Annotated in this window: 16 protein-coding genes and 1 pseudogene; 8 read left to right on the top strand and 9 right to left on the bottom strand. The window is 67.7% G+C overall.

What is annotated here, in order from left to right; translation table 11 throughout:
- Positions 1-142: 142 nt before the first annotated feature.
- Positions 143-1,261, bottom strand: coding sequence for an FAD-dependent oxidoreductase (locus OG709_RS00310; protein ID WP_329164207.1), 1,119 nt, complete (start codon positions 1,259-1,261; stop codon positions 143-145).
- A gap of 53 nt (positions 1,262-1,314) precedes the next feature.
- On the opposite strand from OG709_RS00310, the gene OG709_RS00305 reads away from it, so the two are divergent.
- Complete coding sequence (locus OG709_RS00305; protein ID WP_329164206.1) at positions 1,315-2,007, top strand: TetR/AcrR family transcriptional regulator; 693 nt, start codon at positions 1,315-1,317, stop codon at positions 2,005-2,007.
- Positions 2,008-2,089: 82 nt separating this feature from the next.
- Here the strand turns inward: OG709_RS00305 and OG709_RS00300 are convergent, their stop codons facing one another.
- The gene (locus OG709_RS00300) at positions 2,090-2,338 is read right to left on the bottom strand and encodes a Tn3 family transposase (RefSeq protein WP_329164205.1); all 249 of its coding nucleotides are present in this window, start codon (positions 2,336-2,338) and stop codon (positions 2,090-2,092) included.
- A gap of 74 nt (positions 2,339-2,412) precedes the next feature.
- On the opposite strand from OG709_RS00300, the pseudogene OG709_RS00295 reads away from it, so the two are divergent.
- From OG709_RS00295 to OG709_RS00280, 4 genes and pseudogenes are all read left to right on the top strand, one after another.
- Positions 2,413-3,709, top strand: a pseudogene (locus OG709_RS00295) (IS256 family transposase).
- Between the two features lie 315 nt (positions 3,710-4,024).
- Entirely contained in the window at positions 4,025-4,318 is a 294-nt protein-coding gene (locus OG709_RS00290; protein ID WP_329164203.1) for a hypothetical protein, read from the top strand.
- A gap of 239 nt (positions 4,319-4,557) precedes the next feature.
- On the top strand, positions 4,558-5,565 hold the full coding sequence (locus OG709_RS00285; RefSeq protein WP_329164202.1) for a hypothetical protein: 1,008 nt from the start codon (positions 4,558-4,560) through the stop codon (positions 5,563-5,565).
- A gap of 157 nt (positions 5,566-5,722) precedes the next feature.
- Positions 5,723-6,724, top strand: coding sequence for a hypothetical protein (locus OG709_RS00280; protein ID WP_329164200.1), 1,002 nt, complete (start codon positions 5,723-5,725; stop codon positions 6,722-6,724).
- Positions 6,725-6,755: 31 nt separating this feature from the next.
- On the opposite strand, the gene OG709_RS00275 is transcribed toward OG709_RS00280, so the two are convergent.
- The 3 genes from OG709_RS00275 to OG709_RS00265 all read right to left on the bottom strand — a co-directional run bounded on the left by OG709_RS00275 (position 6,756) and on the right by OG709_RS00265 (position 9,411).
- Positions 6,756-6,983 carry a hypothetical protein gene (locus OG709_RS00275; protein WP_329164198.1) on the bottom strand — a complete coding sequence of 76 codons (228 nt, stop codon included), beginning with the start codon at positions 6,981-6,983 and terminating at the stop codon, positions 6,756-6,758.
- 426 nt (positions 6,984-7,409) lie between these two features.
- Positions 7,410-8,102 (bottom strand): helix-turn-helix domain-containing protein, encoded by a 693-nt coding sequence (locus tag OG709_RS00270; protein ID WP_329164196.1) that lies wholly within the window; start codon positions 8,100-8,102, stop codon positions 7,410-7,412.
- Between the two features lie 124 nt (positions 8,103-8,226).
- Positions 8,227-9,411, bottom strand: coding sequence for a hypothetical protein (locus OG709_RS00265; protein ID WP_329164194.1), 1,185 nt, complete (start codon positions 9,409-9,411; stop codon positions 8,227-8,229).
- Positions 9,412-9,680: 269 nt separating this feature from the next.
- On the opposite strand from OG709_RS00265, the gene OG709_RS00260 reads away from it, so the two are divergent.
- On the top strand, positions 9,681-9,980 hold the full coding sequence (locus OG709_RS00260; RefSeq protein WP_329164192.1) for a hypothetical protein: 300 nt from the start codon (positions 9,681-9,683) through the stop codon (positions 9,978-9,980).
- A 260-nt stretch (positions 9,981-10,240) separates the two neighbouring features.
- Here the strand turns inward: OG709_RS00260 and OG709_RS00255 are convergent, their stop codons facing one another.
- The 3 genes from OG709_RS00255 to OG709_RS00245 all read right to left on the bottom strand — a co-directional run bounded on the left by OG709_RS00255 (position 10,241) and on the right by OG709_RS00245 (position 12,745).
- Positions 10,241-10,417 carry a hypothetical protein gene (locus tag OG709_RS00255; protein WP_329164190.1) on the bottom strand — a complete coding sequence of 59 codons (177 nt, stop codon included), beginning with the start codon at positions 10,415-10,417 and terminating at the stop codon, positions 10,241-10,243.
- Positions 10,418-10,747: 330 nt separating this feature from the next.
- Positions 10,748-11,113, bottom strand: a complete 366-nt coding sequence (locus tag OG709_RS00250; RefSeq protein ID WP_329164188.1) for a hypothetical protein — start codon at positions 11,111-11,113, stop codon at positions 10,748-10,750.
- A 930-nt stretch (positions 11,114-12,043) separates the two neighbouring features.
- Positions 12,044-12,745: a pentapeptide repeat-containing protein gene (locus OG709_RS00245; protein WP_329164186.1), complete on the bottom strand. Its 702-nt coding sequence runs from the start codon at positions 12,743-12,745 to the stop codon at positions 12,044-12,046.
- A 148-nt stretch (positions 12,746-12,893) separates the two neighbouring features.
- On the opposite strand from OG709_RS00245, the gene OG709_RS00240 reads away from it, so the two are divergent.
- Positions 12,894-14,270 carry an IS1380 family transposase gene (locus OG709_RS00240; RefSeq protein ID WP_329164185.1) on the top strand — a complete coding sequence of 459 codons (1,377 nt, stop codon included), beginning with the start codon at positions 12,894-12,896 and terminating at the stop codon, positions 14,268-14,270.
- Positions 14,271-14,369: 99 nt separating this feature from the next.
- Here OG709_RS00240 and OG709_RS00235 read toward each other — a convergent pair whose 3' ends face one another.
- On the bottom strand, positions 14,370-14,552 hold the full coding sequence (locus OG709_RS00235; RefSeq protein ID WP_329164184.1) for a helix-turn-helix domain-containing protein: 183 nt from the start codon (positions 14,550-14,552) through the stop codon (positions 14,370-14,372).
- Between the two features lie 1,113 nt (positions 14,553-15,665).
- Between OG709_RS00235 and OG709_RS00230 the strand changes: the two genes are divergently transcribed.
- On the top strand, positions 15,666-16,142 hold the full coding sequence (locus OG709_RS00230) for a hypothetical protein (RefSeq protein ID WP_266644833.1): 477 nt from the start codon (positions 15,666-15,668) through the stop codon (positions 16,140-16,142).
- The last annotated feature ends 439 nt before the right edge of the window (positions 16,143-16,581 follow it).

The raw sequence follows: 16,581 nt of genomic DNA, 5'->3' as shown, positions 1-16,581 counted from the left end.
GGTAGTGGGCTGAGGGCTGCGTTCGGTACAGGCGTCCGTGCGTTCGTCTAACGGTGGTTTTGCCGGAAGGGACCGCGACGGTGCCGTACCTTCCCGTGAAGCCGTGGCGAGCTATTGATACTGGTGCTCTCGCGCTTGGCAGTCAGGATGGCTGGACTCGGTCGAAGACGGCGAGGGCTTCGGCGGGGTCCGGGCTCACGAGGCGTTCGAGACCGGCCGTCGTGATCCTCGCCCACCTGCCGGCCCGCGCCCACATCTGTTCCTCGAAGGCGCGGACGGTCTCGTCCAGATCTTCAGGGCCGGCGGCGATGGACTCGGCGAGTTCGGCGCCTTCCAGCATCGCGAGGTTCGCGCCCGCCCCCAACGGGGGCATCAGATGGGCGGCGTCGCCCAGCAGCGTCACCCCGGGGACGTGGGTCCAGGTGTGGGACACGGGCAGTACGTAGAGCGGGCGGTGGACGAAAGCGGTGCCGCGGCGGAGGAGGTCGAGGACGGGAGCGGCCCAGCCGTCGAACAGGGCCAGCAGGCTCGATCGCACGGCCTCGACGTCGGACAGGTCCAGGTTCGTGTGCCAGTCCAGCGGCGCGCGGAACTGGGCGTACACCTTGACGTGGCCGCCGCTGTTGCGCTGGGCGACGAGCGCGCGGTTCACGCCGTACACAGCCACGGAACCGTCGCCGATCAGCCGGGCGAGGTCAGGATGACGGGTGTCGACGTCGTCGAGGGAGGTCTCGACATAGGTGACGCCGGTGTAGCGCGGTGTCGCCGACGAGACCGCCGGGCGGACCCGGGACCGGGCACCGTCCGCGCCGACCACGAGGTCGAACGTCTCCTGCCGCCCGTCCGCGAAGTGGACCAGCACGCCGTCCCGGGCCCCCGGCACCACCTGCGTCACGCCCCGGCCCCACTGGACGTCCAGAGTGCCGAGCAGCAGGTCACGGAGTTGCCCGCGGTCGATCTCGGGATTGGCCCGGTCGTCCGGACGGGGCTGCCAGTCGCGCAGGACGGTCCCGTCCGTGTCCAGGATGCGCATGGCCTGTCCCTCGGGACGGGACAGCGCCTGGAACTCCGCCAGCAGCCCCGCCTTGTCCAGCGCGAGCTGGCCCAGCCCTTCGTGCAGGTCCAGGATGCCGCCCGGGGGGCGGGCGTCCCGGGCGGGATCGCGTTCGAGGACGGCGACCGGGTGACCATGACGGTGCAGGACGCGGGCGAAGGTGAGGCCGGCGGGACCGCTCCCGACCACTGCGATGCGGTGTCTCATACCGATACACTGTATTGCTCGGATACGGTGCAGCGCAACGGTACGGTGGGAGCATGACTGTCTGGGACCGGCCGGAACCGCCGACTCAACCCGTGCCGCTCGACCGGGAACGGATCGTCGCCGCCGCCATCGCACTGGCCGACGAGGGCGGACTGGAGGCGGTGTCCTTGCGCAAGGTCGCCGCCCGCCTGGACGCCGGCCCGATGCGGCTGTACAGATACATCTCCACCAAGGAGGAGCTGTTCGACCTCATGGTGGACGAGATCCAGGCCGAGATCCTCCCCGAGGAACAGCCCGGTGACTGGCGGGAGGCGCTGAGCATCCTCGCCCACCGCACCAGGCAGGCCGCCCTCCGTCACGAATGGCTCGCCGACCTGCTCGGCGGCCGCCCGGCCTTCGGCCCGAACGGCCTCGCCGTCACCGAGGCCACGCTGGCCGCCCTCGACGGCCTCGCCGACATCGACACCGTCATGCGCGCCGTCGAGACCGTCAGCGCCTACTTCAACGGCGCGATCCGCCGCGAGATCACAAACCTGCGGGCCGAGCGCGCCACCGGCCTGTCCAAGCACGACTGGCAGCGCGCCCAAGGCCCGCATGTGACGAGAATTCTGGCCACCGGCCGCTTCCCGGCGTTGGCCAAGGCCGTGTACGACGGCACGGACGTGGACGCCGAGACATCCTTCGCAACCGGCCTGGACTGGGTCCTCGACGCCGTGGCCGCCAAACTCGCCCGGCCGCCGGCGTGACGCTCAGCTCCTGCCGAATGTGAGCGAGGCCGAGGGCCGTACTGCTCAACGGGCATGACAGGGTCCTTCACAGAGGTGACGGTCAGGCGGCTGTGCTGAAGCCGGAGGCGGCCGGGTCCTGGTCGCGAAGCTGGGTGAAGTCGACGTCGAGTTTCGGGTCGTACGCCTCGGGCTGGATACCGAGTTCGTGGGTGGAGTACTCGCCGAATCGTTTGATGTGCTCGGTCAGGTACGGCGAGATGTGGGCCAGGTCCTCCGGGTCGATCTCCCAGCCCTCCTCCAGGAGCTGGCGGATGATCTCCGCGATATCCAGGGCGTTGTGGAAGATCACCGCTTCTCTGAACTCGCACCAGGTGGGGGTCTGTACGGTGAGTGGTGTAACTCCCGAGCTGGAAGCGACAGTTGATGACTGACGTGATGAGTGGCATCGAGGCCGGGGAGGCCGCCGTGGGTGCGCTGGATGCTGTGGATGACGGTCTGGTTGCCGAGCTGGTGGCCCGGGCCGAGGCCGGCGGAGTGAAGCTGACCGGTGAGGGCGGCCTCCTGGCGGAGCTCACGCGGAAGGTGCTGGAGTCCGCGCTGGAGGGCGAGCTGACCGACCACCTCGGGCATGAGCCCGGTGAACGGGTCGAGGGCGGCCGGGACAACTACCGCAACGGTCACCGGTCCAAGACCGTGACGACCGAGGTCGGCCCGGTGGAGATCACGGTGCCGCGGGACCGGGCGGGCACGTTCGAGCCGCAGCTGGTCGAGAAGCGTCAGCGGCGCCTGGGCGGCGTGGACGAGATGGTCCTGTCGCTGTCCGCGAAGGGCCTCACCCACGGCGAGATCTCCGCCCATCTGGCCGAGGTCTACGGGACGGAGGTCTCCAAGACCACGATCTCGACGATTACCGACAGTGTCATGGCCGGCATGGCCGGCATGGCCGAGTGGCAGAACCGGCCTTTGGACAGCGTGTATCCGGTCGTGTTCATCGACTGTGTGAACGTGAAGGTCAGGGACGGGCAGGTCGCCAACCGGCCCGTCTATATGGCCCTGGCCGTGACGGCGGAGGGGCATCGGGACATTCTGGGCCTGTGGGTCGGCGACGGCGGCGAGGGCGCGAAGTACTGGCTGCAGGTCCTCACCGAGATCAAGAACCGCGGAGCCCGTGATGTGCTGATGCTGGTCTGTGACGGACTGACCGGCCTGCCGGACGCGGTCAACACGGTCTGGCCTGCGACGATCGTGCAAACGTGTGTAGGTTCACCTGCTGCGGAACAGCTTCCGTTACGCGGCCAGGCAGGACTGGGAGAAGATCGCGAAGGCACTCAAGCCCGTCTACACCGCGCCGACCGAGGACGCCGCCCTGGAACGTTTCCTGGAGTTCGGCGAAGCCTGGGGCAAGAAGTACCCGGCGATCGTGCGGCTATGGGAGAGCGCCTGGGCGGAGTTCGTCCCCTTCCTCCAATTCGACGTGGAGATCCGGAAGATCGTGTGCACCACCAACGCGATCGAGTCCGTCAACGCCCGCATCCGTAAGGCCGTGAGGGCCCGCGGCCACTTCCCCACGGAACAGGCCGCGCTGAAGTGCGTCTACCTCGCGGTGATGAGCCTGGACCCCAAGGGCACCGGAAGCAAGCGCTGGACCATGCGCTGGAAAGCCGCACTCCAAGCCTTCGACATCACCTTCGACGGCCGGCTCACCGCCGGACGCCGATAGAAACAATCAACCGAGTCCCACCGTTCGCTGTACAGACCCGCCGCCGAGCAACGTCTCGCGCGCGCCGCCGACGCCTACACCGCGGCTGGTGCCCAGCTCGACGCCCTTACCCGCGAGGCCCTGCGCCGCGGCATACCCGTGCCGACCGCAGCGCGACCGTGTTCGGAACCCCTCTCACCCCGCGTCGGGGTCTGACCCGAGGGCAGCCGATTCGCGGTTCCTGCCCCGAGGGGACCCCTGACGGACAACGATGGGGATCGTGATGCACGGGGACGTAGGAACCACGCCGCCGCGCTCGACCGCACCGACTGCCTCATGGCCTTGGAGGCTGCCCTCCGGTGGTGGGGAGCCGATGTGCCGGAGGACCCAGGAGCGGGTGAGCTGGCACAGCTGCTGGACGAGATCGTAGAACGCCTGAGCGGGGGGCGGAGTACCGAGCAGGCGCGATCGGCCGCCGAGCTCCTGGCCGAGGCGGCTGAGGCACTGAGGGCGGCGGCCCGGCTCGGCGGCCTCCTTCCGGCGATCTCGTTGTGGCACCTCAGGACCGCGCTCCGACAAGAAGCCGTCGCCCGCGGCCAACTCGCCGAGCCGGCCGCGTCCCCCCTGTAACCCACACCCCGCACCGGCGAACGGCGTGGCGCCCCCATCGAGCCGGGCCCGACGACTACAGTCGCGCCGTGCGGCATCGGTCTGCTGCTCCTCACGCGAACCTCGGCCCACTGGTTCAAGGCGTAGGCGAAGAAGCACGGCTTCGATCAGCTGCACCCCACCGACCGCAACACCGCACACCAGTGCCTGTTCCTCACGCTCCGCGGGCCGACGGAGCTGAGCGAAAGGTGCCTGAAGCCATGTCGGCCACCCAGACCAGCAGCCGAGCCCGGACCTACGCCCTTTACACCGGCGCCCCCCGCCAAGCCGCCTGCGACGCCGTCACCGCCCTGCAGCCCGGCGCGCCCCTCATCCCGGCACCGGCCCAGCAGGCACAACTGCTCCTCGAATCCGAGGTGTTCTACTGGATCCTCAACTCCCAGAGGCACTTCTTCGAGTACCCCTTCGGCATCCGCTACGTGCAGCCCACCCCGCACAGCATCAAGCTCCACCTGGAAAGCGACGAAAGCCTCGACAGCCTGATGGGCGGGCTGCTGCCCTCCCGCGCACCGATGCGCACCGGACGAGACGAAATCTACGGACTCAACGGCGTCCGGATCTGCGCACGCACCGATCGCGGCATCGAGCTCCGCCGACTCGGGCAGCCAACCAGCATCCAGCTCACCGGCCCCTCACGCCGCGCCTTCCAGAAGGCCGAGGCAGCCCTCGCCCGGCAGATCCAGAGCAACGGCGGAGAAGCCTGCTGGCTGGTCGGCGACACCTGGACCCCCTACGAGAAGCAGTGGGACGACGAACGCCAGCCGATCGCCTACGAGTCCACATGGCGCGACGCGGCTTGGCTGCCCAGCGGACTGCTGCGCCGCCTCGGACTCCTTCACACGGTCGCCGTCCCCCAGGTCGTCACCGGGCACGAGGCGAGGCTGGGGGAGTGGTGGATCCTGCACCTCGAACACGACTCCGACACCGGCCTGCGCCGCGCCGAGCTGGTCCAGGCCCTGACCGACCCGCACCACGGTCTGCCGCTGGAGCTGTGCGGCCACCGCGACCTGACGCCCGGAGAAAGCCTCGGGCTGGTCCGCTTGAAGTCCCCGGATCGCACCGCCGCCCTCCAACTGCGTTACGGCCGGATCGACTACCCGATCAAGGAGAATCGCGCGCAGATCTTCGCGGCGATCCGGCAGCGCACCAGCGCTCTGACGGGCGAAGCCTCATTGCCGCCCATGCCCGGTTGCTCGGGCACCGGTTGAGCCGAGCCCCGCGCCGGCGATTCGTCAAGGCCGCCGTCACTCAAAGGGATTGCCGCAACCGGGCGAGGTCCCACGACCCGCGTGCTTGCCGTACGGTTTCCGGACTGCGTCTGCCGGGGGGAACGGCAGGCCGGACCGGGGAGGGGACGGCGTCCAGATGGTCGGGGATGAACAGGAGACCTGGGGCGAACACGCGATCTGCCGAACCGCGGATCCGGACGAACTCTTCGTCGACGGCGCGGCCCCACGCGTCGACCGGCAGTTCATGCTCTATCAGCGTTGGCTGAACGAACGGCTCGCCGTCATCGAGGACCCCGAACACCGACGGCGTCTACAGCACTTCGTCACCTGGCACCAGATGCGGCGCCTGCGGAGCAAGGCGGAGAAGGGGCCTCTGGGACGCTCCCAGATCAGCCAGGCGAAACAGGAGATCACCCAGGCCGGCGCCTTCCTCGCCTGGCTCGCCGACCGAGACCGCACCATCGAACACTGCCAGCAGGCCGACCTCGACGCCTGGCACACCGAGAAGCTGGCCACCCGGCGCCCGGCCCAGACGTTTCTGCGCTGGTGCATGAAGACGAGCCGGATGCCCCGCCTCACCCTGCCACCCCAAGTCATCAACCAGGAGGAAGCGCCGCTGCACCAGCACCGCCGACTCGCCATTCTCCGGCGGATCCTCAACGACGACTCGCTGCCTCTGCGGGCCCGGATCGCCGCCGCGCTCGTTCTCCTCTACGCGCAATCCGTCACCCGCATCGTCCGCCTCACTGTCGACGACGTCATCGACGACGGGGCCACCGTCACCGTCCGGCTGGGAGACCCGCCGTCCCCGCTTCCGGAGCCCGTCGCTGACCTCATGCGGGCCTACGTCCGGTCCTGCCAGCACCTGCCATACGCCAGCAGCAGAAGCTCACAGTGGCTCTTCCCAGGCCGCCAGCCCGGACAGCCGATGAACCCAGTCAGCCTCCAAGTCCACCTGCGGAAGATCGGCGTCCCGCCGCAGCGCGGCAGGACCTCCGCGATCCGCCAACTCGTCCTCCAGGCCCCAGCCCCCGTCATCGCGAAGGCCCTCGGTTACCACGACAAGACAGCCACCCGCCTGGTCACCGAAGCTGGAGGAACCTGGAGCCGATACGCCCCCGGCGACCACACACGGTGAGTTGTCGCTCCACTCCGGCTGGCATACCTCGTCACTCGGGAAAAGAGAAACCCAGTTCGCGCAGGCGGGGCAGGCAGACTTCGAGGCACTGCTCCACCGACGCAGCATCGGTACGCACGAGGATGTTGTCACGCAATGGGGCGCCACTGGCCACGAACGTCCAGGGCTTCCGCCTCTCTGCCATCCGCTCAGCATCAGCCTTGAACAGCACGGTTACGCCCTGTTCAGCCAGCGCTTCCATGATCGCGACAACGTCCACCGGTGACCCCTCCAGAAGTGCCTCGGACACACCACAGTGAACCTATCCGCCCAAGGACCGACCACGAACACGGGCCTTGCCACCCAGAGTGACCAACGACGGCCGTCCAAGCTGGAATACGCGACCCCTCAACATGTGGGCCTACCAGTCCCGAGGCCGAAGAACACCGCGACGGGGTGCGCCACGGGTATGGACAGGTCCCCTCACAGGGGCGATGAGGTGACCACGGTACCGAATCGGTGGGGTTCGATCTGCGGGTCAGGAAGGGCTGTCGAGCCAGGATCTGGAGCTGCACCCGGCGGTGGATCGCGGACGCCGAGCGGCACTGGCAGGAGCGTGCCGCGCAACCGCGTTGTCGCCCGGCGGTGGCATCGGCTTCGGTGATGGGCGCCGCCGGGCGTTCCCAGGCTGGCACAGGGCCGGTTTCTATGGGTGTTGGGGGTAGGTGCGGCCTCCGAGGCGGGGCATGGTTTCGGGGGAGTCGTCGGGTCCGGCGACGGCTTCGATGGCGAGGTGGAGTTCGGCGCGGGTGGTCAGGGAGGAGAGGTCCGCGGCGAGTTGGTCGGCGGCGCGGTCGAGCCATTGTCTGAGGGTCGCGCGGTGCAGGCCGAGGATTGTGGCGGTGGTGGTGATGCTGCCGAGGTGTGTCAGCCAGACGCGGACCGCGATACGGAGCGGCCGTTCGAGATCGCCGACGAGGCGTGTCGCCCAGTCGCGCGCGACGTCGTCGGGCACCAGGTGCAGGGGGCCGCGTGCCGGATCTGCGAAGTCACGCCTGGTGGCGGTTGCACTGGGTGGGGTGTGGAGGGCGATCAGCAGCCATGCCTGGGTGGTGGCCACGGCCAGGTCCAGGCCGAGCTGTTCGCCGGCGGTGCGGAGGCGGGCCCGGACGGTGGGGCAGGAGATGCCGAGGGCGTGCGCGGTGGCCCTGACCGACCCGCAGCGGAGCCAGGCATCGAGGGCGCGGCGGCGCGGGGGGTCGAGCGGGTGGAGGAGGGCGGTTGCCCAGGCGGCGAGTTGGCCGGGGGGAATGATGTGGGCCAGGGCCAGGGCCCGGGTGCCGAGTCCGGTGGCGTGTACCAGCCGCCGGCCGGGTGCTGCGCCGGCCCCCGCCGACACCGCCGCCCGGCAGCTGGAGCTCGCGGCCCGCCGACGTGGTGCGCGCGTACGCGGCCAAGACCCGCGCCGACGCCGACGCCTTCGGGCGATACCAGAACCACTCATAGAGTCACGAAGATTCCACTCAGGGCAGGAGGTTGCGCAACACTCCGCCCCATGCCTCCATAGCCTGCCTTAAGTCGTTGCCGCTGCTTGCTGCGAGTGAAAGCGCGGCCAGTACAGACCTGATGATCCCCCGATTGCGCTGCTCTGGGGGCAACTGTGCGACATCACCGAGATATCCCACATTGTCGAGTAGGTCCCTACGCTGTTCCTCATCCAGGTCAGCCTGGCTCAACACGGCCTGCTCCAGCGCCTTTAGAGCATCTGCCACCTCTGTACCGCCCTGCCGGCTGAGACCCGAGATGCTTGAGTTGATGTTCGCGATCTGTGCCGCGAACTGACCGCCGTAGAAGGTGCCGCCGCTGAACGACATCGACACATGGGGCTGAGGTACTGCCTGCTCCGAAGCTCCGGCATAGTCGGGCATCAACGTCACCACTTCTTCCAGATAGGACGATCCAAGGCACAGGTAGGCTTGGGCCAGGCTTTCAGGTTGGGCGATGAGCGGGTAGTCACAAGCGTTCAAGCCCTGGGTTAGCCGGTCGAAGCCGTCGGCTACGGCGCGTCCCAGACATTGCGTCAAGAAAAATGACACAGAGTTGCTCCAGGCGCGCGCTGCGGACCAGGTGCTTGTGCCTGCGCTCAGAGATTCGACTAAGGACCGGCAGCCTTCAAGTTGGGTGTTGATATCCCCGACTAGGAGCCGGCCGATCTCCCCTTGCGCCAGTCGTGCGCGGCGGGGCGGGTGGGTCTCTTCAGGAACGTCAAGCAGCATGTCGGGATGCCTTGCTCTATAGGCCTCACCAAGTCCGTTGAGCTGGTCATACATGCGCTGCACTGCATGATTGGTGGCATCGCGGTGATACCACAGGTCCGTGCCCCGGAAAACTGCGTTTACGGATTCGTCAGTTAGGACTGTGGGAGCGCTGTAGGAGAGGTATCGCAGTTTGTACACCGCCTCCAACCGCTTGGCGTTCTGAACCCAGGCGTAAGCAGCGCGCATGGCCGGATTTGCGTCCCGATTAACGATCCCCATGTAGCTGGGGGCGTCCCGGCCTCCGGCTCTCCACACATTGCCCAACCACGGTGCGAGATTCCGGGCGAGAGCTGCGGCTTGTCGTCCCTCTGCGAGACCAAAGTTCCATAGGCGTGCACGGACCAGGTCGTCGTGCTCCCGAATGGTTGGCCGTGCAGCCTCGATCTTCACAGCACCATCGTCAGCTAGCAACAGAGACGTTGGCAAGAGATCGGCGCCTCGGCGGGGCACGATTAGGACCTCGGCAACAGTCTGTGCCCTTGGCCTGCAAGAGTTCCCTAAACGGCCAGCTGAATCACTCGGTCATACCGGACCGACGCGGTCCGGGCTCGCTCGTGTATCCGCGGGGGTCGGATGTTCGTGCACGCGATGCCGCGACTTGCCGCCCAGCGCCCGGCCGTCACCCCGGTGCGAGCTCCTCCACCCCCGGCGCGATCCTCGTGACGGAGACGCACCGTTTCACCGTCGAGTACCCGCAGGTCCTCATCCGCAGCGCCGAGCAACTCGCGCTGGCTGACCCCGAGTCGGCCAGGCAGCACGAATGGACCCCGACGGGCGGGATGACCGGGGCGCTCGCGCTCCAGCTGCTGCTCGCTGACAGCGGTCCGGCGGAGACCGCTGAGCGGGCCGGGGAGTACGGCCTGCGCTTGGACTACGTCGCGCTGCTCGCGACCGACACCGCCAATGGCGCCACGGTGTACGAGGACAACGCGATGGGCGACGACACCTCAGCCTGCTGACCACGGCCACGGAGCTGTCATGACCCGCACCGCGCCCACGGAATCTGCCACCGTCACGACCGCGTGGCACATCACCATCGACGACCCGATTCTGCTGGCCCTGCACGGATGGCGGGCAGCGCGCGCCGCACCGGACACCGCGGAGCTCCTCGGCTACCGGCCCCCCTACCCCTGCATGTCCCAGAACCTGGCGCTCGCGCTGCTCCTCACGAGCACCGCAACGGGGCTCAGTGAGCGTGCCGGCGACTACGGGCTGCGCGTCACGGCGACCAGTCCACGGATTCCGAGGCCCTGCCCAGACGGTGACGGCCCAGCTGGTTGCGGCCCGTCCATCGGGAGCACGGCAGTGCGTCCTCGACGGCCAGGCGGTCGCTGTCGCGGTCGAGTTGGTGGACGCGCGGCTTGCAGGCCTCGTGGGACAGCGAGAGCTGACCCACCGCCTGACCCACCATGAGCCCCCGGCCGGGGCTGGTCTGCCCAACATCTCTCCCGCCCCGGCTGGGCCCCTTCCACGACCATCACGGAGGACACCGCCATGACCCTGTCGGGGGATCCGCCGGGACGGGGAGACGGGTCGGTGGAGGCCGGGCCGAGCGAAGTGGAGGCCAGCCCCGAACCACCGGAGCGGGAGGGAGAGATCTGTCCCCCTCTGGGGGACACAACTCGCCGACATGCCGGGAACGCGACCTACACCACAACGCAGTGTTGACAACACAACGCTGTGTCCCGATTCTCGATTCATGGCGAACCCGGAGTACACCCGACCCCTACGCCCCGTTCCCGGTGCCCTTGACGACGACCAGACCGCTGCGCTGGCTCGTGTTCTTGGCCGCCACGCCGGAACACTCGATGACGAACGGAGCCGTCGGGCGACCACGAACGTCCCGGTCGCCCTCCAGGCCGTCATCACTGCCCAGGCCCGCCACATCCTCCAGCGGGAACCGGTTGACCGTGCTGACGAGGCCGACGTCCTTGACGCGCTGTCCCTGATCCGCGCCGCACGCGAAGACATCGACCAGGCGGAAGCCGCACTCCTGCTGGCCGCTCGGACAGAAGCAGCGGACGGCAAGCCCCTGTTGACCTTCCGCAGGATCGCCGCCGCACTTGACCTCGAATCCGAACAAGCTGCCCAAGGCCGATATCTGCGCCGAGTCGGCCGTCCGAACGCCGCCGCCACCCGCCTCGACAACCCCACCTGACAGGCAGACCACCTCTCGGGCGTGCCGGTCAAACTCACCTGACAAACGGTCAAGATCATCTGTCAGAGGTCAGCTGCAGTGTGGGCACCGGCGGCTGCGCCAGATCTGTACTGGGTTGCCTTCGACATGGCGGCCCTGGCGAAGTCGGCGGGGGAGCAGCTCGCTGCCGCGCGGTGGGCGGTAGCTGGCCGTCCTTCTCCGTGCGGGCTGGTTGTCTTTGACGGCCCCGACACCGCCTTCGGGGGCGGAATGCGCTCCGCCATGCGGAATGAAGGGATTCATGCACCAGGTGGGAGCCCTCTCGGCGGACCGTGGCGGCCCTCGCTACAGGTGTCCTGCCGACGGCTTCGGCGCATGCCGCGGAGCCCCGCTCCGTCCTGGAGATCCCGGAGGCCGGGGATCAATTTCGCGCGTCGCCTGCTGGGGCGGGCTCCGTCGTAGGGCGGTAGGAGCGCGAAGGGGGCTCCAGACCCCCTTTGACTTATGCCAGCGCATAACTTCGCGCGTCAGGACGTGGCTCCTGGCAGAGCTCGCGACGATCAACTCGTGCGAGAGCCGCAGAACCGAGGTGCAGCCCGAGCGGGGATCGGCGAGCGCACTGCCCGTGCTCGTGGTCACGCCAGCCACTCTTGCGCCTGCGTCCGGATGCTGTGAGGGCGCTGACTAACCTCGCGCTTTCATGAGGTGCGTTGTCCGACGGGTGGTCGCACAAACGGAAAGCGCCTCTGACCAGCAAGAATGTGGATCGTCGGGGTCCTTGTTCCTGCCGCCGCCAGAGACACTCTCCAGGTGAAGAAGCGTATCGGGCCCACAGCGCTTCGAGCCCCGAGCTTGCTGCTTACCAGCTGACGGACCGGCAGCGAACTACTCGAAGACGATGCCGGCCTCGCTCGCCAGACTCAGAGCCAGTTCCATCGAGCCCGGGCCCTTCACCACGACTCCCCTAAGTGAGGCCGCGCCGCCCACGTCGGCAAGGGTGCAATTCTCGAAGCGGACGCTTCCCGGGACCAGGTGCGCGAACTGGGCGCCTGTAAGGTCGCAGTTGGTGAACCGGACGTTGTGCATCTCGGACTTCTGGAAGTCCGCGCCGCGCATGGGGACATCCTCGAAGGCGACGCTGTAGAACTTGCACTCTCGGAAGAGTGCGTGGTCGGCCTTGCCACCCTCGAAGCGCACATCACGGAAGGTCGAAGACTTCCACGACGATCCGGTGACACGGCTGCCCGACACAGCGCAGCGGACCAGGGAGACATCGCTGGCCTTCAGTTCGGCGAAGTCGCAGGTGTCGAGGACTGAGTCGGAGAACTGGCTCTGCCGAATCATGGCCCCGGAGAAGCGGACTCCCTCGAACCGGCAGCCCTCAGTCTCAAACGCCTCGGCATGCACACCGGCGAACGAGGTGCCGACGTACGCGACGCGCTTGACGATCGCGTCGTCCTCCAGGGCGTCCCGCCACTGTTCCGCCGGTTCGAGCCGGGACGGCAGTCGAGGCGCCGAGGGGTTCTTCACCGGTCCGCCCTGCCGCATGGCTCGGGGCATCCGTACCGCGCCTTCCTCAGTAGTCAAGAATATTCCGGAACAATCAGTGAGCCTAACTCGCCTACACGGAGCGGGCTGTCCGACGGATGGGCAAGTAGGCGAAAAGTGCCTCTGACCAGCAAGAATGAGGATTGTCGAGATCCTGGTTCCTGCTCCAGCCGGAGGCGCTTCTCAAGTGAAGAAGAGTATCGGGTCGTACCCGCGTGTCCGTATCGAGGGTGGTGGCCGGGCGGTGGTGTCGCAGGCCGGGGGCGTGCTGCTGGTCGAGACCGTCCGGAAGACCGGCCTGGACACGGCGACGTCAGCGGCGCTGGCGCCGTGGCGGAAGGCTCGGGCGGTGCACGATCCGGGCAAGGTCCTGCTGGATGTGGCCCTGGCGGTTGCGCTGGGCGGGGACTGCCTCGCGGATGTCGCCATGTTGCGGGCCGAGCCGGCCGTGTTCGGGCCGGTGGCCTCCGACCCGACGGTCTCGCGCCTCATCGACACCCTCGCAGCCTCCGGGGACAAGGCCCTGCAGGCCATCCGGGCCGCACGGGCTGAAGTCCGCCGATACGTCTGGCGGTTGGCCGACCGGAAAGCGCCTGATATGGGCGGGACGGTGACCGTGGACCTCGACGGGGTGCTGGTGATCGCGCACTCCGACAAGGAGGACGCCGCCCCCACCTGGAAGCGAACCTACGGCCATCACCCGCTGATGGGGTTCGTCGATCACGGACCAGGCGGCACCGGTGAGCCGGTCGCGGCCCTGCTCAGGCCGGGCAATGCGGGCTCGAACACGGCCACCGACCACATCAATGCCACTCAACTGGCCCTGACTCAGTTGCCGAAGAAGTACCGGCGCGGGCGCCGGACCCTGATACGCACCGACTCCGCGGGCGGCACCCACGACTTCGTCGCCTGGCTCGCCCAACGGGGACGGTGGCTGTCCTACTCGGTCGGCATGGTGATCACCGAGGCGATCCACCAGCACGTTCTCAAGGTTCCGGCATCGGCCTGGGCAGCGGCCGCCGAGGCAGACGGCGAGATCCGCGACGGTGCCTGGGTCGCCGAACTCACCGGTGACGTCCTGGACGGCTGGCCCAAGGGGATGCGGCTGATCGTCCGCAAGGAACGGCCGCATCCTGGGGCCCAGTTGCGGCTCACGGACGCGGACGGCATGCGGCTGACCTGCTTCGCCACCAACACGCCGGGCCAGCCGATCGCCGAACTCGAGCTCCGCCATCGGCTGCGGGCCCGGGCCGAGGACCGCATACGGGCCGCCCGGGCCACCGGCCTGCGCAACCTGCCCCTGCACCGCACCGCCCAGAACCAGGTCTGGCTGGAGATCGTGCAGATCGCCCTCGACCTGCTGGCCTGGATGCCGATGCTCGCACTGACCGGCAAGGCCCGCCTCTGGGAACCCCGCCGACTACGGCTCCGCCTGTTCACCGCAGCCGGACAACTCGTCACCACCGGCCGCCGGCGGATCCTCCGCCTGGCCCGGCACTGGCCCTGGACCAGCCACATCACCGCCGCTCTCGAGCGGCTCGCGCTCCTGCCGAACCCCGGATGACCAGCAACTTTCCCGTCCCTACGACAGCAGCTCGACACCCGGAGCAGTGGAACCCGGCGCCACCCCGAGACGACACTCGGGCCCTCGGCCTGCACAGCTTCAGCCCACGGCACGAAAACGGCCCACCGACTCCGTCGGCGGACTGTCATGAAACTTCGAGGCTAACTCCAGGTTGCGAATGGTTCTGACACTGACTCCGGAGCGCTCCGCCAGTGCCTCTTGACTCCAGCCTGCGGCTCTGCGGGCTGTCGCGATGACAACATGGAGTCTATTTATTTCCATCTGCTATTCCCCGTTTCGTGGTCTAGCCGGAATTTGCGGTTTCCCGGTTCAACACAACGTTTCTTTCTGGAGGAGCAGGCGACGCCACCAATGTGTCCCGTACGGCGGAAATTCATCCCCCGACGGCAAACTGACGGGGTGATTTCGGCGGCTTGGGATGTAGATGTCCGTTACACGGTATGGGCCATGGATTCAGTGAACCGCCGAGGACTGGGCGGTTCCGATTTCCGGCCCTGTCGCCTATGTCTGCGTGAAGGACCGACGATCAGAAGAGCAGCAAGTGCTCGGTAGTGCGGCCAGGCCGTCCGCAAAAGGTCGCAAAAAAACCGGTCGCTCGCATTGTTTCCCCCAGTTAGTCATTGGCGGCACGGGGATCGCCCGACGCCGGAACCGGACCAGGGCCCACGCTAAGGCTCACTTTGATCGCAAAGCAAGGAGATTAGTGTAGTCGTTCGATTACGTGGGGTGACAGGAAAGAGCCTTCTCCAGGTCAGGTCCACTTTTGTCGCGGCCTGCACCTAAGGGCTGTCCCGTAATTCCTGGTGGATCAGCGCACGGCGTCAGATGCGGTGCATCGCAAGGCGGAGGGGCGCCCGAATACTGGATGTATTCGGGCGTTCCGACAACGCCGCGAGGTGCCGTAGCTGTCGTCGTGCGCCCGCCAGGAATTACGGGACAGCCCTTAGCCAGTCGACCGCCTTGGCTTTGCGTGACATTGCCACAGGCTTGTCGACAGATTTACCTTCCGGCAGTGCGGTCTGAGGTTGCCGGCCCGTAGCCGGGCCGCCCGACGGGGGGCGGGCGACCCGGTTCCGAGGGCAGGAAGCGGCCGACGCACTCATTCGTCCTCTGATGGTGCGCTACTTTTCGGACGCTCCTTTTCGGCCCCTCACCACGTGAACCGCGGCCCTTCGAGGTTAGGGGAGGGCGGCATGGGCGCGCCTCCACCCCGGGGTGGAGAAGATCTGGAACCAGGGTTGGAAAAAACGCTGTGTGGCAAGGAAGGGCAGGCGAGATCGCTGCCTTATTGGATAACCTGCTCCTCACCGTCGCGGCTTTGCGCACAGCGGGTCCGCGGCCGGACGCGAAGAAAGAACCTAGGAGGTTCCGCGCGTGAACAACACCACCAGCGCTCTGATCGGTCTCGTCATCCTGGCGCTGCTCATAACCCGACAACTGCGCGCGCGTCCGATGGGCAGGTCCGTGCCGCTTGTCCTCCTCGGAGTGCTCGTGGTGCTCGGCGTGGCCGCCATGGTGTTCGGAGTGAAGTCGGTGACGACCCATCACCCGCTGTCCGCCGGCACCCTGACCATCGTCTGCCTGAGCTTCGTGGTCGCCGCCGCCTTCGGAGCCGTGCGGGCGCTGACCATGCAGGTGTGGCGTGGCCCGGCCGGGGAGGCCTTCTGCAAGGGCACGATGATCACCGTGGTTCTGTGGCTGGTCTCGATGGCCGTGCACTTCGGCATGGACGCGTGGATCGACCACTCGGCCAAGGCCGGTGTGCTCGGATTCTCCACGATCTATCTCTACCTGGCCGTCACCCTCGGCATCCAGGCCGTGGTCGTGCGCCGCCGCGCGGCCGCCCTCTGAACCCGGCCGCTCCGAGTGCAACGCCGTCCCCAGACCGCCAACAGCACCAGCCGGGATCGGCGGTCACTGGTGCAGTCGAAGCGCGCTTTCTGATCCTCTTCGGCTCGTCCAGAGTGATGCCCCGCATGCCGAAATCATCGAAGCGTGCCAACGGCGCATCTTCGAGGCGCGGCGGGTGTACGAGAAGACGAAGGGCCCCGCGCGGGAGATCTATTTCAGGTGGGCCGGACCCGCCGTTCAGCTCATGCACCAAAGCAAGGCGTTCAAGGACATCGAGGATCCCGACGCACCGGGCCAGACCTATCGGTCCTTCCGGAAGTGGTGTGCGGATCAGGGGGTCTCGCGGTCGCACGCCTACCGGATGCTGGACGAGAAGCCCGTGGCGCTCGCGCTCCGCAAGGCATACCGGGGCCATCTTGACTCATCTCAGATTGAACCG

It is taken from the genome of Streptomyces sp. NBC_01267 (assembly GCF_036241575.1).
Lineage (GTDB): Bacteria > Actinomycetota > Actinomycetes > Streptomycetales > Streptomycetaceae > Streptomyces.
Note: the sequence above shows the minus strand (reverse complement) of the source record. Positions and strands in the feature narration are given on the sequence as shown.